Here is a 21836-nt window from a genome sequence, read left to right as displayed (position 1 = left end):
TTATTCGGCGGCGACGGGAACGGCCCGCGCCATGAGCATGTCAAGCGGATAGGTGTTGAGCTCGGCGCGATCGGACGGCAGCGGCACGAAGGCCATGGTGAGGCCGGAGGGGCGGATGGTGCCGATGCCGAAGGAGGCGCCGCGCACCATGCGCAGGATGTCCGTGCGCAGAATGTCGGTTGCGGCATGCTGGCCGGTGCCGACGACGACGGGGATGCCGTGCCAGACGGAAACGCGGTCGTGATGGATGTGGCCGCTCAGGATGCCGATGATGTTGCGGCCCTTGAGCAGGGCGCGGAACCGTTCGGACTGCGGGAAGTGAATGGTGCGCCAGTGCGTGGCGTCGGCCTCTTCGCCGAGCGCGGGCGGATGATGAACGACGATCAGCTTCGGCAGTTCCGGATGCGTATCGAGCGTCGAGGCCAGCCAGTCGAACTGTTCGGGATCGATCGTGCCGCCGATCAGGCCGGGGGTCGAGGAATCGATCGTCACGATGTGAATGCCGTCGATGACGGTGTCGTGGTCGTAGGGCGCATCCGGATCGTCGGTGGCGATTTCCATGCCCTCGTAGAAGCCGGGGCGCGTGTCGTGATTGCCGAGCGCGTAGACGACCGGCACGTCGATCCGGGCATCGATGATCTGTTTCAGCCGGCGAAAGCTTTCCGCGTCGCCGCGGTTGGTAAGGTCGCCGCTGGCGACCACGAATTGCGGCTTCGGCGTAACCGTTGCGACCAGATCGAGCACCTTTTCGAGGGTCTCGGTCGTGTCGCTGTAGAGATGGTCGTCATCGGCGGTGCCGATGTGCAGGTCGGTCAGATGAATGAAGGTGGTTTCGCGGCGCATCGGAAGGCTCCCTGACGGTTTTCGCGCGGCAACCGATAGAGGGGGCGTGTTTCGCAGGCGTGACGGATTTCGAATGCTGTTCGAAACCCGACCGGCTGCGGCGGGCCGAGGTCAGCAGGACCGCCGGAACATCGGCGCGATGACCTCCACCATGCGCGCGATGACGAGTTCGGGATTGTCGAGATCCATCTGGTGGTTGGTCAGGATCTCGGTGCGCTGTCGGCTGCGGGTGACCTGCGAACGGATGCCGAGCGCGCAGTTCAGACGCCAGCCGATATCGACCTCGTCGAGCCAGGGCGCGATCCGCTTCAGCTGCGGAATGAAGGCGCGGTGATGCTCGACATCGTCGGTGATGCGGCGGTAGTGCGGCGCCCCGTCGCGGTTCGAATGGGCCATGGAGGTAAAATGCGAAAGCACCGGATAGCTCGATGTCGGATCGGTTGCCCAGCGGATCGACGGGCCGATAAGCGCGGCGATCACCTCCTCGATATCGGGAGGATTGGGCGCCCGCCGGTCGACGGCCTTCTGCAGGAGGCTGAGACGCTCGGCGTTCAGACGACGGTAGACGCGTTCGGCCACCGCGGTGATCAGCTCTTCCTGCGATCCGAAATGATAGGCGATTGCCGAAGGCGTGGCCTGCGCCTGGATCGCGATCCGGCGCGCCGTCAGCTCTTCCGGACTGTGCGCTTCGCAAAGCAGCGACTCGCAGGCATCCATCAGGCGTTTTGCAGTGACGTTGGTTCGACTGGACATGAGGCTGAAACCTCCGCCCAATGGCGTAGGCCGCAAGTGTGTAGTGCAGATGACGCCCCGGTCAGGTTCGGGCAAAAAAGACCGTCGGCGGGCAAAAGCCTGCCGAAGCCGTCGATCTCAGGCCGCAGATTCGATGGCCTGGCCTGCCGCGCGCAGTCCGCTTTCCCAGGCTCCGTGCGCCGTCGAAAAATCGGATTGATGCGTCGCCTCGCCGGCAAAGAACAGGCGCTCGCCGACCGGCCGCGCCAGGATCGCGCGGGCGCCGGCATGGCCGGGCAGCGCGTGGCTGTAGGAGCCGCCGACCCAGTCCGTGCGGCACCAGGAGGAGGCCGCCAACGGCCGCAGATGGCGGCGAATATCGTTTCCGAGAAGCGATGACAGCTGATCGAGCGCGAAAGCGAAGGCTTCGAGCAGGCCCTTGCTTTCGAGAACGACGGCGCCCTTGCCTCCGAAAAAGCCTTCGACGACCGGCCGGCCGAGCGGCCGGATATAATAGCTGCCGGTCTCGTCGCTCCTGGGATCGCCGAGCAGGTGGGTTTCCCGCTCCAGGCCATGATTGCCGGCAAGCTCCATGAAGAGCTTGTCGGCAAGGCCAAGCGGCAGCTGCCCGGCGGCATGGAGATGATCGTCAACATCGGCGTCGAAGGCGATCTTTCCCCCGGCGAGAACCGCGGTCGAAACGGTGACGATCGCCGCGCCCGCCGTCACCGCGCCCCTGTCGGTCGACAGCCGCACGCCCTTGCCGGTCAGCGCAACGCGGCGCACCGGCGTCGAGAGGCGCAGTGCGACGTCGGGGACGGCGGCACCGATCAGGCTGCCGTAGCCTTCGTGCACGCGCCAGTTGGAATCGGTCGCGGCACTGTCATAGGCCAGGAAATCGGCGACCGACAGGCGTTCCAGCGGTGCGCCGTTCAGATAGCCGCTCAGCGACTGGCAATAGGCGTTCCACTCGCCGCCGGGCTCCAGCGCGTCCGAAGCCCTGTCGCTTTGCGGCGGATCGGCGCGAAGCCGCGCCTCCAGCGCCATCCAGGCGGCGGCAGCGGCCGCCTGCTGCTGCGGCGCAAAACCGAGATCGCGCCATTGGCTCTGCCAGGCCGTCGGCCCGCTTTCGATCGTGAAGCCGGTGTCGCGGCCCAGCGCGACAAGCGGGTTGCGCTCTGCCGAATGCAGCCAGCCGCAGCCCATGTCGAGCGGCATGCCTGACAGTTCGATCGTCCAGGCGCGGCCGCCGACGCGGTCGCTCGCTTCGAGGATGACGACCGAGCGGCCGGCAGCGGCCAGCTTTCGTGCCGCGGCAATGCCGGCTGCGCCGGCGCCGATAACGGCCACATCGTAGTCCATCGTCAACCGCCTCGCCCCGTTCTTCGTCATCACCTTGACAGGCTTAAGCTTTACATGGGAGCCGCACCCGCTTCAATGCGCCCGAAAGCCTGCTACTATGCCCGCATGACCTTCTTCGAAACGCTCGTCGCATTGCTGGCTGTTGCGATCCTGCTGCTGCAGATCACCCGGCGCACGCACCTGCCCTATCCCGGCATCCTGGCGGCCGGCGGCGTCGCCGTGGCGATGCTGCCCGGCGCACCGGTCATCCCGATCGATCCGCCGACCGCGCTCGCCCTGTTCATCGCGCCCGTGCTCGTCGATTCCGCCTATGATTTCCCGATGGGGGCGGCGCGGCGCATGCTGCTGCCGCTCATCTTCTACGCCGTCATCGCGGTACTGGTGACGACCGGCGTCGTCGTGTCGATCAGCCTGCTGACCGTCGGCCTGCCGATTGCGGTGGCGGTCACGCTTGGCGCCATCGTTGCGCCGCCCGATGCGGCGGCGGCGACCGCCGTGCTGTCCAACCTGCCGGTAGACCGCCGGGTGGACGCGCTCCTGAAGGGCGAAAGCCTGTTCAACGACGCGACGGCCCTGCTGCTGTTCGGAGCGGCGCTGACGGTCCAGGCACGGGGCGGGCTCGACGGCGCAACGGCGCTGCAGATCGGCTTTGCCGCCCCCGGCGGCATTCTCTTCGGCATCGTCTTCGGCTTCTTCGTCTCCAGGCTTCGGCCCATGACGGAAAATACGGTCGGCGGCACGCTGCTGCAGTTCGTCTATGCCTTTTCGACCTGGCTGATCGCGGAACATCTGCATCTCTCGGCCGTGCTGGCAACGGTTGCGAGCGCCATGACGATCGCCACGCTTTCGACGGTCGAGGATTCGCCGCGCATGCGGGTGCATTCCTTCGCCGTCTGGACCACCGTGGTCTTCCTGCTGAACGTCGTCGCCTTCCTGCTCATGGGCCTGCAGGCCCGCAGCATCGTGGAATCCATGTCCGCCGACGCGCTCGAGCGGGCGCTCGGTTTTGCCGCCATCGTGGTGGCCGGCGTCATCCTTGCGCGTCTCGCCATGGCCTTCCTGCTGCACGCCTTCGTCGCCTCGCGCCACCGGCGCGGAAACGGGCTGGCGCCGTTTACGAACGGGGAGACCTTTCTGGTGGGCTGGTCCGGCATGCGCGGCCTCGTCACCCTTGCGACCGCCTTTGCGCTGCCCGCCGATTTTCCCGAGCGCGATCTCGTCGTGCTGACGGCCTTTGCGGTCGTGCTCGCAACCCTGGTCATCCAGGGGGCGACGCTTGCGCCGATGATCTACTTCCTCAAACTCGGGCGCCAGTCGGAGGTCCGCGACGAGCTGGAAGCGGCCCGGCGATCGCTGGCTGAAGCCGCCTTTCAGCGTCTGGAGACGGAGGGCGGCGCGGAGGCCGAGGCGATCCGCACCGTCTGCCGGGATCACTGGACCGTGCCGTCGGACCTGGGCCAGGCCTCGCCGCTCGAAAGGCGCCGCAAGCTGACGATCGCGGCCGTCATCGCCCAGCGCCAGCGCCTGGAGGAGCTGCGCGACAGGGACCAGATCGGGCCGACGCAATATCTGGAACTGCAGGAAGACCTGGACTGGAAGCAGCTCTCCGTCGGCACCGACGAGGACCGGCGCATCACGGAGAGCTGAAACATGCCGCCTGTCAGCGGATGCTGAACGGGAAATATTTCGCGTTGATCGTATCGTAGATATCGTTGGCCTGGATGGTTTCGAGCGCGGCATTGAGCTTGTCCAGCAATGCCTTGTCGGAGGGGCGCACGGCGATGCCGGCTCCGTCGCCGAAATATTCGGTATTCTTGATATCGGCGCCCTTGAACTCGCAGCAGCTGCCCGCCTTGGTGTTCGCGAGCCAGTCGTAGACCGCCAGCTTGTCTTCCAGGATGATATCGACCTCGCCGTCGGCAAGGCCCTTGTAGAGATCCGGCGACGCCTTGAAGACGGTCGTCGCGACACCGCCATAGAACTTCCTGGCGTAGGATTCCTGGGAAGTCGCCGCCGTTACGCCGAGCTTCAGGGTCTTCAGGTCCTCGGGTGACGTGCCGGCAATCGCAGACGTCTTGGGAGCAATGAAGACAGTGGGGCTGTCGTAATATTTATGGGTGAAGGCGACTTTTTCGCGCCGCTCGGCGCTCATCGACATCGACGAGATGATCGCGTCGTATTTGTTGTCCAGAAGGTTCGGGATCATCGCCGTCCATTCCTGGATGACGAATTCGCATTTCAATTTGGCCGTCTCGCACAGGGCCTTGGCGATATCGACGTCGAAGCCCTGAAGCTGGTTATTGGAATCGAGATAGTTGAACGGAGGAAACGCGCCCTCGACGGCGATGCGGATGGCGTCGTTTTCGGCGGCAGCGACAGAAGCCGGCCCGAAAATACCGATCGAAACGACGGCGGCACAAGCAATGGCGAAGAATTTCGAACGAAAGAGAAAGCCTGATCGCAACATATCAATCACCTTGATGTAGAGCCCGATTGCCAACCTTGCATCGGCAAGCGTTGCGCGACGATCAGCCAATCACAAAACGATTAAAAAGCTCGTCATTGCGAACCCTTCATTTTGATGCTGCTTGAAAAGCTTTTTGTAAACAATCGCGGTCAGTATCAGGGCGCTCGGGAGAAGACGACGTGCCTGCTGATCCGTCTTTAAGATTATTCGCACAAAGAGCGACCAGGACATCGTCCGGGTCGATACTGATCCTGCTTGCAATCAGCGGCCTGGCAATTCTTGGCCTGGTGTTCCTGGCCGCCATCTGGGCCGGCCGGGAAAGCGACGCGGCCGCCCTCGACCGGCAGCGCAAGCTGGTCAACGGCCGCCTCATGGACCAGGTCCAGCGCGTCTCGCAGGACATCCAGCTGATGGGCGCGGGCTACGGCTCGCTGCTGATGGCGGATTCGACCATGGCCAGCGGCAAGAGTGAAGGCGCGGGCGCGACATCGGCAGCGACGTTCGGCAAGATCGCGACAACGGTATTCGGCTATAACGCGGCTTTCCTCGTGACCCCGGCAGGCGAGCTTGCCCTGCAGTCCGATCCCGAAACCAGCCGCCGCTTCAAATGGGTGCGGCCGCTGCTTCAGCCGATGATCCAGGATCTGGAAGCAAGGCAGCAGGGCGCGCCGCACGGGCCGAATTCCGATCCGGAACCCAGCCGGGTGGAACTGATGCGGCTTGAGGGCCGGCCTTCGGTCGCCGGCGTCGTTTCCGTCACCGGCTCTTCGAAGGATGCCGCGCCGGACGGCAATCACGCCAACCGGCTCTACCTCGTGGCATTCCGTTTCCTCGACGGCATCACGCTCGATATGCTGAGCCGCGAACAGGGGCTGGCCGGCGCCCGTTATGCCCGCACCGCCGATCAGGAGCAGGACGAAGTCGCCTTCGAAATCGAGGCCACGGCATCGCGCGAACCGATTGGCTTCATCATCTGGAAGCCGGACCTGCCGGGCTCGCGCGTCATCGGCCGGCTGGTCCCCGTGCTCTCCGTGGCCGGCCTCTTCATCGCCGGCCTCTTCTTCGCCCTGATGGGCCGTCTGCGCGGCAGCCTTCGGGAACTCAGCGCCAGCGAGCACCACGCGCGGCACCTGTCGCTGCATGACGTCCTGACGGGCCTGCCGAACCGCGCACTTTTCGCAGCCCGTTTCGAGCAATGCCTTGCGGCCATGAGATCTCCCGGCAAACGCGCCGTGCTTGCCCTCGTCGATCTCGACAAGTTCAAGGAAGTCAACGACATCCACGGCCATGCCGCCGGCGACGAGCTGCTGCGCGGGGTCGTCGAGCGGATGAATGGGCTGATCGGGGCGGGCGACACGCTGGCAAGGCTCGGCGGCGATGAATTCGCCCTGCTGCTTCCCGACGCTCGCGCGGGCGACGATCGCCATATCCTGCTCTGCAACGCCATTATCGAGGCTCTCGGCAAGCCGTTCCAGCTCCACGGCGGCGACGTCGTCGTGCGCATCGGCTGCTCGGTCGGCATTGCGGCCTTTCAGGACGCGGCCCAGGCGACCAGCGAGATCCTGCGGCGCGCCGACGTCGCCCTTTACGAAGCCAAGACCAAGGGGCGCGGCCGCCTGATCGAATATGATCCCTCCCTCGACCACCGGGTCGAGGCGCGCGAAAACCTCAAGAACGACCTTCGCCTCGTGCTGGAAAACCACGCGAATCCGCCGGGCGGCGCGGACAATCTGCGCCCCGACCATCCCGGCCATCTGGAGGTCTTCTTTCAGGGCGTGCACCGAGCCGACGCCCGGGGCAGGCTTTCGGGTGCGGAAGTTCTCGTGCGGTGGCGCCATCCCGCCCACGGATTGCTGTCGCCGGACAGGTTCATCCCGATTGCCGAAGAGGCCGGCATGATCGACCAGCTCGGCGAATGGGTGTTGCGCAGCGCGGCAAGGACCGCCGCAAGCTGGCCGGCCGACATGTCTGTCGCCGTCAACGTCTCGCCCTCGCAGATCCGGCATCGCGACTTCGACCGCCAGGTCCTGTCGATCCTGGCGGAGACGGGCCTGCCGCCGTCGCGCCTCGAGCTCGAACTGACGGAAGCGGCCCTCTTCAACATCGACGAAAACGCCCAGGGCACGCTCGGCAGGCTGCGCTCTCACGGGATCCGGATCGCGCTCGACGATTTCGGCACCGGCTTCTCTTCGCTCAGCCACCTCATTCAGTTCAACATCGACCGGATCAAGATCGACCGGTCCTTCGTGCGGCTGCTCGGAACGCAGGCCGAGGGTGCCGCCATCGTTTCGGCGATCCTCGGCCTCAGCCGCACGCTTGGAAAAGCGACGACGGCAGAAGGCGTCGAGACGGAAGGGCAGAGGGACTTCCTCGTTGCTGCCGGCTGCAACGACCTGCAGGGCTTCCTGTTTTCCCGCCCCGTGCCCCTGGCCGATTTCCTCTCGTCGCTGCGGTCCGCGCAGGTGATGCGGCCGCAGGCGGCTGCCGCGTCCTCCCCGCGCGATTGACCGAAAGCCAGGGCGCCCCTACGACCGCCTGCCGATCATCCAGACAAGGTAGGGCGCGCCGGCAAAGGCCGCAAAGAGGCCGAGCGGCAGCTCATAGGGAAAGGTGACGGTGCGGGCGCCGAGATCGGCGATCACCATCAGCACGGCGCCGATGACGGCGGCGGCGGGAAGCCCGCTGCCCGGCTTTTCGAAACCGGCGCGGTGGGCGATATGCGGAGCCATCAGGCCGACGAAGCTCAAGGGACCGACGAGCAGCGAGGCCGCGGCGGTCGCAATGCCTGCCGTCAGCACCATCAGCAGACGGGCACCGACGAGCGGCAGGCCGAGCGCAAGCGCGGTGGGTGGCCCGAGCGGCAGGATCGTCAGCCATCGCGCAAAGACCAGGCCGATCATCAGGATCAGAACGGCGAGGCCGGCAAGGAAGGTTGCCGTTTGCGGCGTGGCCGCCGCGGCCGACCCGCCGAGCCAGGCCAGGATCTGCCAGGCGCGCTGGTCGCCGACGGCAAGCAGCGCGCTCAGGATCGCCGAACTGAAGGCGCTGACGGAAATGCCGGCGAGAAGCAGCCGCTCCGGCGGCAGATGCCGGCGGGCGGCAAAGAGCGCGACGATGACGAGCACCAGGATCGCCCCGCCGCCGGCGCCGAGGAAGAGCGCGGGCGCACCGGCATTGGCCGAAACGCTGAGCGCAACGGCATAACCGACGCCGGCTCCGCCGCTGACACCCAGCACTTCCGGGCTTGCCATCGGGTTGCCGGTGAGGCGCTGCAGCATGGCGCCGGCCATGGCGAGCAGGCTGCCGGCCGCGGCCGATGCCAGAAGCCGCGGCCAGCGGGCGGGGAAGAGTTCCCGCAGGAGGTCGCCGCTCAGCAGCGTCCAGCCATCGGGCAGGCGCGCGACGCAGAGCCCGGCCCAGACGAGCGGCGGCAGCAGGCAGAGGATGAGGACGAGGCGTGAGAGCGGCGCCCGCGACACGACAATGCTGTCTGGCGGCTGCGGCGGTTCGACGGCACGCACCTGCGGCAACAGCCAGATGAGCAGCGGCCCGCCGATCAGGGCCGTCACCGATCCCGTCGGGAAGGTTTCGCCGGCCGAAGCGGCGACGAGCTGGACGATACCGTCGCAGAACCAGAGCAGCAGGCCGCCTGCGACCGGCGACAGAAGCAGGATGCCGCGTGTCGTGCGGATCCCGAGCAGGCGCACCAGCGCCGGCGCGGCAAGGCCGACGAAACTGACAAGGCCGACGGCGGCGGCAACGCCGGCGCTCAGCGCCACCGCAAGGCTTGCGGCAGCAATGCGCGTGCCGGCAAGCGCCACGCCCAGCGACCGCGCGCTGCTGTCGCCAAGCCCGAGCAGGGTGAGCGGGCGCAGCAGCAGAAGGGTGACGGCAAGGCCGAGCAGCAGCTCCAGGCCGAGGCTGACCGTCGCCGACCAGTCCTGCTGGCTGAGCGAGCCGCCGTTCCAGGTGACGAGCGACATCAGGTATTCGCCCTGCGAGAGCGTCATTGCCGCCGCCAGCGCGCTGCAGGTAATGCCGACCAGAAGGCCGGAAACCGCCATGGTGATCGGCTCGAAGCTGCGCCGCCAGCCGAGCAGGAAGACGAGGGCCGTGGCCGCGCCGGCACCGGCAAGCGCCACGAAGGCACGGTAGCCGTCAAGGATCTCGGGGAAGAACAGCGTGGCCGTCACGATCGCAAGCTGCGCGCCGGAGGAGACGCCGAGCGTCGAGGGATCGGCGATCGGATTGCGCAGCAGGCGCTGCAGCAGGGCACCGGCAAGGCCGAGGGCGGCGCCGGCGAGAAGCGCGACTGCGCCGCGCGGCAGGACGGCATAGGCGAATATGATCTGCTGCGTCGTCATCCGTCCGGCATCGAACGGCAGGGAGGGCCAGTCGGCGAAAGGCAGATGGTCGAGCGCCACCCACAGGAAGAGGCCGGCGGAAGCGGAAAGGACCGACAGCGCGGTGAGGAAAGCGGCGGGTCTCGTCACGGGCTCTCCCCGGACGACTGCAGCGCCGCCTTGAAAAGCCGCGCGAAGCGGGCGGCGGCCAGGATGCCGCCATAGGGATTGATATTGCCGAGCATCAGGACGCGGCCGGCCCTTACCGGCGGCAGTGACTGCCAGATCATGCTGTTCTTCAGGCCGTTGCGCGCCTCGACCGGGATATCGGAGATGATGACGATGCGCGCCTGCGGCTCGGCCGCGAGGTTTTCGATCGGCACCGGGGCCGCAAACGTGTAGCGGGAGCGGTCCGTCCAGGCATTCGGCAGGCCGAGCCGGGACAGGACATCGCCGAACATGCTGTCGGCGCCGAAGACGCGCACATGCCTGGCATCGCCGATATTGACGAGATAGGTCGGGCGGGAGGCAAATCCCTGCAGGCTGAGGCGCGTCTGCTCGAGGAGGGCTGCCTGCTGCTCCGCCACCACGCGCCCGCGTTCGGCAAGATCCAGTTCCTTCGCCAGCGCCGAGACGGCATCCACCGCCTTCTGATAGGGCGGCTCGCCCCTGTTGTAGAAGGGCAGCGACAGAACGGGCGCAATCGCCCGAAAGCTCGCCTCGAACCTGGTGTAGAAGGGCGAGATCAGGATGAGGTCCGGGCGCAGCAGGCGCAGGAGTTCGAGGTTCGGCGATCCGCGCAGGCCGAGATCGGCAACCGAGGGGTCAAGCGCCGGCTCGACCGCATCCTTGCGGAACTGCACGAGTTCGGTCGCGGCGACAGGCGTGACGCCGAGCGCGACCAGCGTTTCCAGCATCGCCCAGTCGATCGCGGCGATGCGCGTCGGGGCGGCGGCAAGGGTTCTGCCCGGAATGGCGAAAGCCGCCAGCAAGGCAAGTGCCTGCCGGCGGCTGACGAGCGTTGCGCTCCGTTCTCGATCGTCTCTCACCATTGAAAGGTCAGCTTGCCCATCACCGTCCTGCCGTCGCCATAGGTGCAGCCGAAGGAGCTGCAGCTTGCAACATAATCCTTGTCCGCAAGGTTCTTGACGTTCAGCGAGGCCGTCACATTGTCCTTCTTGTAATGCACTGCTGCATCGAGAAGGGTGACGGCGTCAAGATCGAGCGTATTCTTGGTATTGCCGTAACGCTGGCCGACATAACGCACGCCGCCGCCGAAACCGAAGCCTTCGAGAGCCGTATCCTCCGGGAACGTATAGTCGAGCCAGAGGCTGGCGGCGTGTTCCGGCACATTGTCCGGGCGGTTGCCGTCATCGGCGCCGCCGACGATTTCGGCCTGCATGTAGGTGTAGGCAGCGCGCAGGTCGAGCCCGTCTGTGAGGCTGGTCACGCCTTCCAGTTCGATGCCCTTGACGTCGACTTCACCGATCTGCGCGGTCGTCGTCCCGATCGTCGTCAGCACGTTCTTCTGTTTCAGGTCATATCCGGCGACCGTGAAATAGCCGTTCCAGCCCTCCGGCTGATATTTGACGCCGACTTCCACCTGCTCGCCGGTCGTCGGTTCGAGTATCCCGCTCGTTGCGCTCACCGGCACCGGCTCGAAGGAGGTGGCATAGCTGATATAGGGCGCGATGCCGTTGTCGAAGACGTAGCTCAGGCCAGCCCGGCCGGTGAGCTTGTGATCGTCCTGATCAAGCGGGCGAGAAATACCGGTCAGCCGGTTCGTCGAGGTTCCGTCGGTGCTTGCCCAGTCCTGGCGAAGGGCGGCCGTCGCGCGCCAGTTCTCATAGGCAAGCTCGTCCTGCACGTAGAGACCGACCTGGGTCATGGTGGAATCGACATAGGTGTTGAGCGTCGGCGCGATCAGCTTGACCGAGCCATAGACCGGATTGAAGGCATCGAGCGGGGTGGCGCGCCAGAACTGCGTGCCGACATTGTTGCTGTAATAGCGATAGTCGAGGCCGAAGAGCATCTTGTGCCGGATCTCGCCCGTATCGAATTCCGCCAGCAGGTTGTTGTCGACGTTGAAGGTATTGAGCAGCTCGTCCTGGATGGTGGCGTTGCGGTTGATGGTCCGTCCGTCCGCCGCAAGGCCCGAGGTCGACATGCCGAGGGCCTGATAGTTCCAGTCGAAATTCTGGTAGCGAAGGTTCTGGCGGAAGGTCCAGGTATCGTTCAGGCGATGCTCCAGCTCATAACCGAGATTGGTCAGCGTCCGGTCCGACGTGTCGAAGCTCTTGTCGCCGACGAAGAAATCGCGCGACAGGCGGTTGGCGCCACTCGCATCCAGCGTCAGCTGCGGCGGCAGGCCGGACGGCGTGCTGGGATTGTCGTGCTGGACGCTGGTCAGGATCGTCAGCCTGGTATCCTCGTCCGGCTGCCAGGTGAGCGAAGGCGCGATGAAGTAGCGGTCGTTGTCGAGCTCGTCGACCTGCGCCGAGGCGGTCCGCGCCAGACCCGTCAGGCGATAGGCGAAATCGGAATTGCCGGGCACGATGTCGCCGAAATCGAAAAAGGTGCCGTAGGTATCGTAGCTGCCGGCCTGCACGCCCGCTTCGCCGAAACGCTCGAAGACCGGCCGCTTGCTGATGAGGTTGACCAGGCCGCCCGGATTGCCCTGGCCGTACATGACCGAGGCCGGGCCGCGCAGCACTTCGATGCGCTCCAGCTGATAGGGATCGACGGCAGGCGCCCCGGCGGTGCGCATCATGCGCAGCCCGTTCAGGAATTGCGACTGGCGCCCGTCGAAGCCGCGGATGCGCGGGGAATCGAAGCGCGGATCGGCGCCATAGGGCTCGCCGACGACGCCCGGCACATAATCGAGCGCCTGGCCGACGGTTTCGGCATCCTGCGACTTCAGCTGGTCGGCCGTCAGCACCGAGACCGACTGCTGGGTTTCGAGGAGCGGCGTGCCGGTCTTGGTCGCCGTCGCGCTGGTTCTGGCGACAAATCCCTTCACCGGTGCCGTCGGATCCTCGTTGCCCGTGCCGTCGATGACGATCGGCGCAAGCACCGTCGGATTGGCCTCCTGCGCAAGAGCCGGAAGAAGCGGCCCGCAAAATGCGCCGGCGAGCGCCGTGGTGGAGGCGAATGTGAGGAGGCGAAGGGAACCGGTCATCGGGAGCTCGTTATATCGGAAAACTGGATTTTTCTAATCATGTTATTTTTCGGAGGTCCAATAAACGGAGGTCGAATTTTTCATAAGTTCTGATTATGAAATTCGATAAACGTCATAGTTTTGAATTCTTCTAGGAGTGCGCAATGGCACTGACCGACCCCGGCTTCGAACTCCGCCACCTCAGATATTTCGTGACCCTGGTGGAGGAGCGGAATTTCGAGCGCGCCGCCATCAGGCTCGGCATCGCCCAGCCGGGCCTCAGCCAGCAGATCATGAACCTCGAAAAGATCGTCGGCACGTCGCTGCTCGACCGAAGCCGCCGGGCCGTGCAGCTCACATATTCAGGCGAAGTGCTGTTCCAGGAAGCGCGCAAGGTGCTGGCCCAGACGGAGGCGACGGTCGCGGCCATCGACCGCGCCGGACGCGGCGAAAGCGGGCGCATCTCCATCGGCTATGTGGCGTCGGCCGCCTATTCCGGCGCCGTCGTCGGCTCGATCAAGGACTTCAAGCGCGATTTTCCCTATGTCGAGGTCGAGCTGCAGGAAATGGAACTGCGCCAGCAGTTGCAGCGCATCGCCGACGGCCTGCTCGATTTCGGCTATATCCGTGCGCCGGCGCCGATACCGGCGGGCGTTTCCGTGCAGGTCGTGCTGCGCGAGCCGCTGGTCGCCATGATTCCCGCCGGCCATGAATTCGCAGAGCGCCCCATCGACACGCTGGCCCGGCTGGCCGCCAATACTTTCATCACGCCGCGCCAGCCGCCCGAAATCGGCTTCCACCGCAACACGCTGCAGGCCTGCCGGGAAGTCGGCTTCGAGCCGTCCGTCAAGGCCATCGCGCACGACTTCACCGAGATCGCCGCCCTCGTCGGCATCGGCGTCGGCATCGCGCTCGTGCCGCAATCGATGAGCCGGGTGGAACTGCCCGATATCCATTACCGGTCGCTTCGAAGCGTGGCGGTGACATCGGATGTGGCGATCGCCTATCGCAAGGGCGAAGGCGCGCCGGCGGTCAGGGCCTTCATTGCCCGGCATCGCGAGCAGCTGGTGTCTGCGGGCAGCTGACCATCGGCATCCTTTCAAACGAGCCTCGGCGCCGGCACGGTACGAGGAGCCGCACTCGGTTGCGCATTCGCCTCTCACCGATCGCCACCAGTCCAACCGAACCCCAAATTGGCCGCAGCCAACTTTCTCTATCGATGCCCGCCGATCGGTCTTCGCACCGATAGGGGTCAGCGCAGCCCCTCCCTCCTCATGACAATTGCACGACACAATTGGAACAAGGGTGGAAACGCTTGTAACCGGCCTGACATTGGGGCGCTCTAAACAGGCGGCAAGAGCATCGCCTGCCGCCGGACAACCTGCCGCGGGCCAATCGGAGAGCGCCGGCATGAAAATCGTCCAGATCACCGACACGCATTTCAGCCCGTCGAAACCGCATTTCAACGGTAACTGGCAGCCGCTGGCCGATTGGGTCAATGCCAGCGGCGCCGATCTCGTCATCCATACCGGCGACCTTGCCGTCGACGGCGCCGACAGGGACGAGGACCTGACCTTCTGCATGGAGCTGATGCGGCAGGTGAAAATCCCCATGCTGATCGTTCCCGGCAATCACGATGTCGGCCATCTGCCGGGCTCGCTGCAGCCGGTCGATGCAACAAGGCTTGCCCGCTGGCGCGGCCTCGTCGGCCCCGATTACTGGCTGGAAGATGCCGGCGACTGGCGCCTGATCGGCCTCGACAGCCTGCTGATGGGCATGGAAAACGACGAGCAGGAAACGCAGTTCGCATGGCTGGAACGGGCGCTTGCCACGCGCGCCGGCCGCCGCGTCGCGATGTTTGCCCACAAGCCGCTCTTCGTCGACACGCCCGATGAAGGCGACACCGGCTACTGGAGCATCCGCCCGGCCCAGCGCCGGCGCCTCTACGACCTGATCGCCGCCCATGACGTGGCGCTCCATGCCAGCGGCCACCTGCATTGGGCCTGGAAGGGCCGCTTCAACGACACGTCGCTCGTCTGGGGACCGTCGGCCGCCTTCATCATCGGCACGATGGAGCGCGAGATGCCGGGCGAGAAGATCGTCGGCGCGGTCCTCCACGATCTCGGCGATACGGTAACGAGCGAGATCGTCGCCGTGCCCGGCATGGTGGCGCATGTGCTCGACGACGTGGTCGAGCAGGTCTATCCGCACGAAGCCCACAAGGTGCAGAAGGAGCCGGCGCAATGAGTGCGCTCTCCCTTTCGGCCATCCGGAAATCCTATGGCGACAACGCCATCCTCAAAAACATCAGCCTCGACGTTCAGCCGGGCGAATTCATCGCCCTCGTCGGTCCCTCCGGCTGCGGCAAGAGCACGCTACTGCGCATCCTTGCCGGGCTCGACCATGCCGATAGCGGCGAGATCGTCATCGGCGGCAAGGAAATGTCCGACGTGGCGGCGGCCGACCGCAACATCGCCATGGTCTTCCAGTCCTACGCGCTTTATCCGCACCTGACGGCCGGCCAGAACATCGCCGTGCCGCTTGCCATGCGGCGCCTGAGCCGCCTGCAGCGCCTGCCCTTCCTCGGTCCCGCCATGCCCGGCTACCGGGCCATTCGATCCGGCATTTCGAAGGATGTGCAGGAGACGGCCAAGGCGCTCAAGATCGACCATCTGCTGGAGCGCAAGCCCGGCCAGATGTCGGGCGGCCAGCGGCAGCGCGTGGCGCTGGCGCGTGCCATGGTGCGCCACCCCAGCGTCTTCCTGATGGACGAGCCGCTGTCGAACCTCGACGCCAACCTGCGCGTCCACGCGCGCGGCGAGATCGTCGAACTGCATCGCCGCGCCGGCGTGCCGACCGTCTATGTCACCCACGACCAGGCCGAGGCGCTTTCGATGGCCGACCGGGTCGCCGTGATGATCGGCGGCGAGCTTTTGCAGCTGGCCGCACCGCAGGTCATCTATGACGATCCCGCCCATATCGAGGTCGCCCGTTTCGTCGGCCAGCCGCGCATCAATCTCCTGCCCGCACGCGCCGAGCACGGAACAGTCGCCTTCGGCGATATCAGGCTGGCGCTGGAAGGGACCGGCCCCGCCGGTTCGGACGTAACGCTCGGCATCCGCCCGGAATTCGTCCGCCTTGCCGGCGAGGGCGAGACGTCGCTCTCCGCCCGCATCGAGCGCATGGAATTCCTGGGCTCCGAGGTCATCCTGTTCTGCCGGCTGAACGCGATCGGCGAGACCGTGCTGGCCAAGCTTGCGCCTGACGATGCCGCAGGTCTTGTCGCCGGCATGGCCGTCGCGCTCTCCTTCCAGCCCGACAAGGCCATGGTCTTTGCCGCCGATGGCCGCCGCCTGCGCACGAGCGCCCTTCCCGCCGATGCGAGCCGGGAGAAGGCCCATGGCTAGCATCGCTGTCGGCGATATCCGCCCGGCCGCATCGGCCGCCAGGCACGAACGGCGCGAGGCGCAGACCGCCTGGCTGCTGGCGCTGCCGGCAATCATCCTGATCGTGCTCTTCGTGCTCCTGCCGATCGTTGCCGTTCTCGTGCTCGGCTTTACCGATTTCGAGCTTGGCGCCGGCAGGCTCCGCTTCGTCGGCTTCGAGAACTATGCCGAGCTCTTCACCGACCGCACCTTCCGCAAGTCGCTGTGGAACACGACCGTCTATACGGCGATCGTCGCCCCCGTCTCGATCCTGCTCGGCCTCGGCGTCGCCATGCTGATCGAGAGCGAGGGCTGGGGAAAGAGCTTCTTCCGCACCGCCTATTTCCTGCCCGTCGTCTCGCTGATCGTCGCCATGGCGACCGTCTGGCAATATCTCTTCCACCCGACCATCGGCCCGCTCAATGCGCTGATCGGTCTCGCCGGTCTGCCGAAGCCGAACTGGCTCGGCTCTTCGGCAACCGCGCTCTACAGCCTCTCGATCATCGGCGTGTGGCAGACGGTCGGCTTCAACATGGTGCTGTTCCTCGCCGGCCTCACCGCGATCCCGCGCGAGCTTTATGCCGCTGCCGAGATCGACGGCGCCAAATCCCCGCTCGACCGTTTCTTCCTCGTCACCTGGCCGATGCTCGGGCCGACGGCGCTCTTCGTCACCACGATCAGCATCATCAATGCGGTCAAGACCTTCGAGACGGTGAAGACGCTGACCGATGGCGGCCCCAACCACGCCTCCGAAGTGCTGCTCTTCACCATCTACCAGGAGGGCTTCGTCTATATGAAGGTCGGCTATGCCTCGGCCATGACCGTGGTCTTCCTCGCCATCCTCGTGGTGATGATGTTCCTGCAATACCGCTTCCTCGACCGGCGGGTGCATTACTCATGAAGGCGCGCTCCCGCTTCACCCCCGGCCGGCTGATCCGCCTTGCCCTGCTTCTGTCAGGCGCGGTCATTTTCCTCGCCCCCTACATCTTCATGATCTCGGCGGCCGGCAAATCGCAGGACGATATCTTTACCGCTGCGCTGTCGCTGATCCCGACGCATTTCTTCTACGTGCAGAATTTCTCCAAGGCGCTCGACAAGGTGGCGATGGGCACGCTCTTGTGGAACGGTTTCGTCGTCTGCGCGCTGATTTTCGTCTTCCAGGTCCTGGTCGCCATCCCCTGCGCCTATGCCATGGCCAAGCTGAAGTTCCGCGCCGCCCGCCTGATGATGGTGCTGGTTCTGCTCGGCCTGCTGGTGCCGATCCATGCCACAGCGCTGCCGCTCTACGTCGCCTTCGACAGCCTGTCGCTGCTCAACGGCTATACGGCGCTGGTCGCGCCCTTCACCATCTCGGTCTTTGCGATCTTCCTGTTCCTGCAGTTCTTCCGCGCCATGCCTGACGATCTCATCCATGCCGCCCGTCTCGACGGCATGTCGGAACTCGGCATCGTCTCGCGCGTCATCGTGCCGAATGCCTGGCCGGCAGTCACGGCCTTCGCGATCTTCTCGGTCGTCGCCCACTGGAACGACCTCTACTGGCCGCTGATCGTCATTTCGAAGCCCGGCTATGCCACGCCGCCGCTTGGCCTGATGAACTTCCGCGCCGCCGAAGCCGGCGACGATTACGGCGCGCTGATGGCGGCCACCATCATCATCACCATTCCCCTCGTTGCGGCCTTTCTGCTTGCGCAGAAACGCTTCGTCGAGGGCATCACCATGACCGGTCTCAAAGGCTGACCGGCTGAACCCAGGAGAACGAGCGATGAAGCATTTCACCCAGTTCCTCGCAGCGGCGGCTCTGTCCGTGGCGGCAGCCCTGCCGGCCCACGCCGAAACGACGCTGACGATCCACTACCCGATGCCGGGCTTCTTCAAGGACGTGATGGACACGATCTCGAAGAAGTTCATGGAAGAAAACCCCGATATCAAGATCCAGTTCGCCGCTCCCTCGGCGACCTATGAAGACGGCATCCAGCTGATCCTGCGCCAGGCCGGCACCTCGGAAATGCCCGACATCACCTTCATCGGCCTGAACCGCCTGCGCATGCTGAACGAGCGCAATGTCGCCGTCGACATGACGCCGCTCGTCCAGAAGGAAGGCAACATGGCCGAACAGGGCTTCTCGGACACGATCCTGAAGCTCGCCCAGGTCAACGGCAAGCAGGTCGGCCTCGCCTTCGCCACCTCCAACCCGATCATGTATTACAATGCCGATCTGGTGAAGGCAGCCGGCGGCAACCCGGACAGCCCGCCGAAGACCTGGGACGAGGTCATCGCGCTTGCCGCCAAGATCAAGGCGCTCGGCAACGGCGTCGACGGCATGGACTTCCGCTGGCAGGGTGACGACTGGATGTTCTCGGCCCTGCTCTTCGGCGCCGGCGGCAAGATGCTGAGCGACGACGAGCAGAAGGTTGCCTTCAACGGTCCCGAGGGCCAGAAGGCCGTCGATCTCATCAGCCGCTTCGTCAAGGAAGGCGGCATGCCGGTCTTCACCAAGGCTGCCGGCGAACAGGCCTTCGCAGCCGGCAAGGTCGGCTTCGAGTTCCAGACGACGGGCGCGCTCGTCAATACGATCAAGAATGTCGGCACCAAGTTCGATCTGCGCACCGCCCAGATCCCGCTTCTCGACCCGGAAAAGGGCCACCTGCCGACCGGCGGCAACGCCGTCGTCATCCTCGCCAAGGACCCGGCCAAGCAGGAAGCCGCCTGGAAGTTCGCCAAGTTCGCCGCCGGCCCCTATGGCGCCTCGGTCGTCGTTCCCGGCACCGGCTACGTGCCGAACAACGAACTTGCCGCCAAGTCGGCCGAATATCTCGGCGACTTCTACAAGAAGAACCCGCTCTTCCAGGCCGGCCTCAGCCAGATGCCGCGCATGATCCCCTGGTACGCCTTCCCCGGCACCAACGGCGTCAAGGTCACCCAGACGATCGTCGATAACCTGTCGCGCATCGTCGACGGCTCGGCCGAGCCGAAGGAAGCCCTCGACGACGCGGCCGCCGATGTCGAAGGCATGCTGCCGCGCAGCTGATCCTGAATGTTAGGCCGCCCGCGGTCTCGATCCGGAACCGCCGCATCCCAGAGGGGGTGCGGCGGTTCCGTCTTTGCCGAGGTTGCGCACCGTGCCGCCCGAATGCAGCGCATGCGACAGTTCCAGGTGTCGCAGCGGCGCGTCGTTTTCGACGATATCGAGCAGCAGCGAGGCCGCCGTCGCCCCCATGCTGAGATCCGGCATTTCGATCGAGGTCAGCGTCGGGTTGATGAGCCTGCCGATGGCAATACCGTCGAAGCCGGCGACCGAGACGTCGTCTGGCACCCGCAGGCCCTCGCGATGGATGGCGCCGATGACGCCGAGCGCGATCAGGTCATTGGAGCCGATGATGGCCGTCGGCGCGACGCTGCGCAGAACCTGGCCGAGATCCATCTGGTCGTAGCCGCTGACGAAGGAGACTTCCACGGCCTCGAGCGGCGCCACGCCGGCCGCCTCCATCGTCTGCAGATAGCCGCGGTAACGCAAAAGCGCCCGGTCCGAGGCCTTGAAACTGCCGGAGACATAGAGGATGCGCCGGTGGCCCATGGACAGGAGATGCTCGGTCAGCCGGCAGCCTGCCGCATAGTTGTTGACGGTGACGGCGGCCGGATAGCGGGCGGTCGGCGGATTGCCGAGCAGCACGGTCGGCGGCAGCTCCTGGGCGAGCGCGGCACTGGTGCCGGCATCGCAGACGGTAAGGATGAGCCCTGTCGGCCGCTCGCCGAGCAGCCCCGCCACGGCATCGGCCTCCTGATCGGGATCGTAGTTCGATTGCGCGATGAGAACGCTGTGGCCGGCAACCAGCATGCGGTTCTGGATGCCCGAGAGCGACGAGGCAAAGACCGGATTGGTCACGCTCGGCACCAGCACGCCGATGACCGGCCGGCGGCCGCTGCGCGCCGAAGGCGCGGCGGCGCGATAGCCGACTTCGGCTGCGGCGCGGCGCACGCGAAGGGCCGCCGCCTGGCTGACGGGACCGCTGAGGTTCAGCACCCGGCTTGCCGTCGCCATGGAACATCCAGCTCTCAGCGCAACCTGTTTCAACGTCGTCATCGCCGCACCGTCCGCTTCCGTCGAAGTTTGCAGGCTCTTACGGGGCGATTGTCATGAAATGATGACGGCGAGAGGCCTCAGCCGCGCTTGGGCTGGCGGCCGAGGATCTGGCGCACGCCATCCCTGGTGAAGGGTTGCGTCAGCTGGCCGACGAAATCGGGCGCGATCTGCCCCTTGATGCCGATATCGGTCGAAGACGGGCGGTCGGGATTGAAATAGGTGCCGAAGATCTGGTCGAACAGCACGATATTCTCGCCGTAATTGGTGTTGCCCTCGCTGATATCCTTCGAATGGTGCCAGCGATGCAGCCTCGGCGTCGAGAAGACGAGGTCGAAAACGCCTGTGCGCATATCGACATTGCAATGGGTCAGGATGCCGATGAAGGCGGTGACGGCGCCAAGCCACCAGAAGACCTGCAGCGGCGCCCCGAGCAGATAGAGCGGGATCTGGCTCAGCGCCACCTTGAACAAAGAATCCATGACATGGAACCGGCCGGTATTGATGACCCAGAGCCGGGTGACGCTGTGGTGCAGCGCGTGAAAGCGCCAGAAGAACAGCCGTTCATGGGCGATGCGGTGCGCCCAGTAGAGGCCGAACTCGGCAATGACGACGGCAAGGGAGGCCTGCAGGATCATCGGCCAGGACGACGGCCAGAGCGAGAACTGCATGGCCGCGACCGGCTGCAGCAGACGGGCGGCGAGCATCGGAAAGATGACGCCGGCAAGCGCCGCAAGCTCGACCAGCCCCTTGGTCAGCACCGTATGGGCAATATCATTCGCCGTCTCGCCATCCGGCTCCAGCCAGCGCTCTTCATAGGGAACGGCGCGTTCGAGCAGGAAGAGCGAAGACACCGCACCCGCGTAGACGGCCACAAATGCGATCATCGGGGTGTCGCTCGCAAAGGCGAAATATGCGCCCGTCAGGCCGGAGAAAAACACCAGCGGCCAGGACAGATAGGCAAGGACAAGCCTTGCGGCAGCAGCGGCTTTCGACATCGATTTCACGTCCCCTCGTCATTCATAGCGTTCATGCCGGCCGAACGATTGCGCAGGAGCACGAACGGCAGCGGGTCCGAACTCGGATCATCGCCATACTGTACCCAACGACGGGATCCGGGTGCCCAACCCGCATCCCTGCCGCCGCCTGTCAAGCGATCGGCAAGGCGAACAAATCACAACGAACGGCATTCGCATAGCCATCAGTCTCGTTGAAGGATGCGGCACGTCCCGAAGCGGAAGATTGCGGGATTACGCGATAGGACCGATCACAAGCCGACGACCACATTCCCTGCAGTTTTATGACCTTGAGTGAGAAGCCGGACTTCTACGGCCTGTGCTCCGTCCCTTTCAAGGTGGCGGATCGCCCGATCGGTTGATGATTGATATTAACCTTTCATTAACCATGGCTCCTTAGCCTCAGGAACGCT

The 21836-nt window shown here is 65.3% G+C and carries 17 protein-coding genes; 8 read left to right on the top strand and 9 right to left on the bottom strand.

Annotated elements, in window-relative coordinates:
- The 3 genes from ACFPWW_RS19175 to ACFPWW_RS19165 all read right to left on the bottom strand — a co-directional run bounded on the left by ACFPWW_RS19175 (position 1) and on the right by ACFPWW_RS19165 (position 2937).
- Positions 1-843 (bottom strand): metallophosphoesterase family protein, encoded by an 843-nt coding sequence (locus ACFPWW_RS19175; protein WP_377312959.1) that lies wholly within the window; start codon positions 841-843, stop codon positions 1-3.
- A gap of 111 nt (positions 844-954) precedes the next feature.
- Positions 955-1596 carry a TetR/AcrR family transcriptional regulator gene (locus ACFPWW_RS19170; RefSeq protein WP_112567410.1) on the bottom strand — a complete coding sequence of 214 codons (642 nt, stop codon included), beginning with the start codon at positions 1594-1596 and terminating at the stop codon, positions 955-957.
- 117 nt (positions 1597-1713) lie between these two features.
- A complete protein-coding gene (locus ACFPWW_RS19165; protein ID WP_377312958.1) occupies positions 1714-2937 on the bottom strand; it encodes a flavin monoamine oxidase family protein in 1224 nt (407 codons plus the stop codon).
- A gap of 105 nt (positions 2938-3042) precedes the next feature.
- Here ACFPWW_RS19165 and ACFPWW_RS19160 point away from each other — a divergent pair, with 105 nt between their 5' ends.
- Positions 3043-4584, top strand: a complete 1542-nt coding sequence (locus ACFPWW_RS19160; RefSeq protein WP_112567507.1) for a cation:proton antiporter — start codon at positions 3043-3045, stop codon at positions 4582-4584.
- A gap of 13 nt (positions 4585-4597) precedes the next feature.
- On the opposite strand, the gene ACFPWW_RS19155 is transcribed toward ACFPWW_RS19160, so the two are convergent.
- On the bottom strand, positions 4598-5404 hold the full coding sequence (locus ACFPWW_RS19155; RefSeq protein ID WP_112703132.1) for a transporter substrate-binding domain-containing protein: 807 nt from the start codon (positions 5402-5404) through the stop codon (positions 4598-4600).
- 179 nt (positions 5405-5583) lie between these two features.
- On the opposite strand from ACFPWW_RS19155, the gene ACFPWW_RS19150 reads away from it, so the two are divergent.
- Positions 5584-7911, top strand: a complete 2328-nt coding sequence (locus tag ACFPWW_RS19150) for a putative bifunctional diguanylate cyclase/phosphodiesterase (RefSeq protein WP_377312957.1) — start codon at positions 5584-5586, stop codon at positions 7909-7911.
- An 18-nt stretch (positions 7912-7929) separates the two neighbouring features.
- Here the strand turns inward: ACFPWW_RS19150 and fhuB are convergent, their stop codons facing one another.
- From fhuB to ACFPWW_RS19135, 3 genes are read right to left on the bottom strand one after another with little or no spacing between them, the layout of a single operon-like run.
- Entirely contained in the window at positions 7930-9897 is a 1968-nt protein-coding gene (fhuB, locus tag ACFPWW_RS19145; protein WP_377312956.1) for a Fe(3+)-hydroxamate ABC transporter permease FhuB, read from the bottom strand.
- Positions 9894-10799 carry an iron-siderophore ABC transporter substrate-binding protein gene (locus ACFPWW_RS19140; protein WP_112758956.1) on the bottom strand — a complete coding sequence of 302 codons (906 nt, stop codon included), beginning with the start codon at positions 10797-10799 and terminating at the stop codon, positions 9894-9896. Before ACFPWW_RS19140 ends, fhuB begins: the two co-directional genes overlap by 4 nt.
- A complete protein-coding gene (locus ACFPWW_RS19135) occupies positions 10793-12925 on the bottom strand; it encodes a TonB-dependent siderophore receptor (RefSeq protein ID WP_377312955.1) in 2133 nt (710 codons plus the stop codon). The genes ACFPWW_RS19140 and ACFPWW_RS19135 overlap by 7 nt, the downstream gene beginning before the upstream one ends.
- Positions 12926-13068: 143 nt before the next feature.
- Here ACFPWW_RS19135 and ACFPWW_RS19130 point away from each other — a divergent pair, with 143 nt between their 5' ends.
- The 6 genes from ACFPWW_RS19130 to ACFPWW_RS19105 all read left to right on the top strand — a co-directional run bounded on the left by ACFPWW_RS19130 (position 13069) and on the right by ACFPWW_RS19105 (position 19357).
- Entirely contained in the window at positions 13069-13989 is a 921-nt protein-coding gene (locus ACFPWW_RS19130; protein WP_377312954.1) for a LysR substrate-binding domain-containing protein, read from the top strand.
- Between the two features lie 325 nt (positions 13990-14314).
- Positions 14315-15151 (top strand): metallophosphoesterase family protein, encoded by an 837-nt coding sequence (locus ACFPWW_RS19125; protein WP_113414564.1) that lies wholly within the window; start codon positions 14315-14317, stop codon positions 15149-15151.
- Positions 15148-16311, top strand: a complete 1164-nt coding sequence (locus ACFPWW_RS19120; RefSeq protein WP_377312953.1) for an ABC transporter ATP-binding protein — start codon at positions 15148-15150, stop codon at positions 16309-16311. Before ACFPWW_RS19125 ends, ACFPWW_RS19120 begins: the two co-directional genes overlap by 4 nt.
- Positions 16304-17230 (top strand): carbohydrate ABC transporter permease, encoded by a 927-nt coding sequence (locus ACFPWW_RS19115; RefSeq protein WP_377312952.1) that lies wholly within the window; start codon positions 16304-16306, stop codon positions 17228-17230. Before ACFPWW_RS19120 ends, ACFPWW_RS19115 begins: the two co-directional genes overlap by 8 nt.
- Complete coding sequence (locus ACFPWW_RS19110; RefSeq protein ID WP_377312951.1) at positions 17227-18066, top strand: carbohydrate ABC transporter permease; 840 nt, start codon at positions 17227-17229, stop codon at positions 18064-18066. The genes ACFPWW_RS19115 and ACFPWW_RS19110 overlap by 4 nt, the downstream gene beginning before the upstream one ends.
- A 25-nt stretch (positions 18067-18091) precedes the next feature.
- On the top strand, positions 18092-19357 hold the full coding sequence (locus ACFPWW_RS19105) for an ABC transporter substrate-binding protein (protein WP_113414567.1): 1266 nt from the start codon (positions 18092-18094) through the stop codon (positions 19355-19357).
- A gap of 9 nt (positions 19358-19366) precedes the next feature.
- Here the strand turns inward: ACFPWW_RS19105 and ACFPWW_RS19100 are convergent, their stop codons facing one another.
- Entirely contained in the window at positions 19367-20410 is a 1044-nt protein-coding gene (locus ACFPWW_RS19100) for a substrate-binding domain-containing protein (protein ID WP_377312950.1), read from the bottom strand.
- Positions 20411-20487: 77 nt separating this feature from the next.
- A complete protein-coding gene (locus ACFPWW_RS19095) occupies positions 20488-21405 on the bottom strand; it encodes a sterol desaturase family protein (RefSeq protein ID WP_377312949.1) in 918 nt (305 codons plus the stop codon).
- Positions 21406-21836: the final 431 nt, after the last annotated feature.

It is taken from the genome of Rhizobium sp. GCM10022189 (genome assembly GCF_042656325.1).
Classification (GTDB): domain Bacteria; phylum Pseudomonadota; class Alphaproteobacteria; order Rhizobiales; family Rhizobiaceae; genus Rhizobium.
This window is presented reverse-complemented; position numbering and strand designations above follow the sequence as displayed.

Excerpts from the sequence above, each read along its gene's own strand:
- ACFPWW_RS19175 (WP_377312959.1), bottom strand. The coding sequence starts at position 843 with ATGCGCCGCGAAACCACCTTCATTCATCTGACCGACCTGCACATCGGC.
- ACFPWW_RS19170 (WP_112567410.1), bottom strand. The coding sequence starts at position 1,596 with ATGTCCAGTCGAACCAACGTCACTGCAAAACGCCTGATGGATGCCTGC.
- ACFPWW_RS19165 (WP_377312958.1), bottom strand. The coding sequence starts at position 2,937 with ATGGACTACGATGTGGCCGTTATCGGCGCCGGCGCAGCCGGCATTGCC.
- ACFPWW_RS19160 (WP_112567507.1), top strand. The coding sequence starts at position 3,043 with ATGACCTTCTTCGAAACGCTCGTCGCATTGCTGGCTGTTGCGATCCTG.
- ACFPWW_RS19155 (WP_112703132.1), bottom strand. The coding sequence starts at position 5,404 with ATGTTGCGATCAGGCTTTCTCTTTCGTTCGAAATTCTTCGCCATTGCT.
- ACFPWW_RS19140 (WP_112758956.1), bottom strand. The coding sequence starts at position 10,799 with ATGGTGAGAGACGATCGAGAACGGAGCGCAACGCTCGTCAGCCGCCGG.
- ACFPWW_RS19135 (WP_377312955.1), bottom strand. The coding sequence starts at position 12,925 with ATGACCGGTTCCCTTCGCCTCCTCACATTCGCCTCCACCACGGCGCTC.
- ACFPWW_RS19130 (WP_377312954.1), top strand. The coding sequence starts at position 13,069 with ATGGCACTGACCGACCCCGGCTTCGAACTCCGCCACCTCAGATATTTC.
- ACFPWW_RS19125 (WP_113414564.1), top strand. The coding sequence starts at position 14,315 with ATGAAAATCGTCCAGATCACCGACACGCATTTCAGCCCGTCGAAACCG.
- ACFPWW_RS19120 (WP_377312953.1), top strand. The coding sequence starts at position 15,148 with ATGAGTGCGCTCTCCCTTTCGGCCATCCGGAAATCCTATGGCGACAAC.
- ACFPWW_RS19115 (WP_377312952.1), top strand. The coding sequence starts at position 16,304 with ATGGCTAGCATCGCTGTCGGCGATATCCGCCCGGCCGCATCGGCCGCC.
- ACFPWW_RS19110 (WP_377312951.1), top strand. The coding sequence starts at position 17,227 with ATGAAGGCGCGCTCCCGCTTCACCCCCGGCCGGCTGATCCGCCTTGCC.
- ACFPWW_RS19105 (WP_113414567.1), top strand. The coding sequence starts at position 18,092 with ATGAAGCATTTCACCCAGTTCCTCGCAGCGGCGGCTCTGTCCGTGGCG.
- ACFPWW_RS19100 (WP_377312950.1), bottom strand. The coding sequence starts at position 20,410 with ATGACGACGTTGAAACAGGTTGCGCTGAGAGCTGGATGTTCCATGGCG.
- ACFPWW_RS19095 (WP_377312949.1), bottom strand. The coding sequence starts at position 21,405 with ATGTCGAAAGCCGCTGCTGCCGCAAGGCTTGTCCTTGCCTATCTGTCC.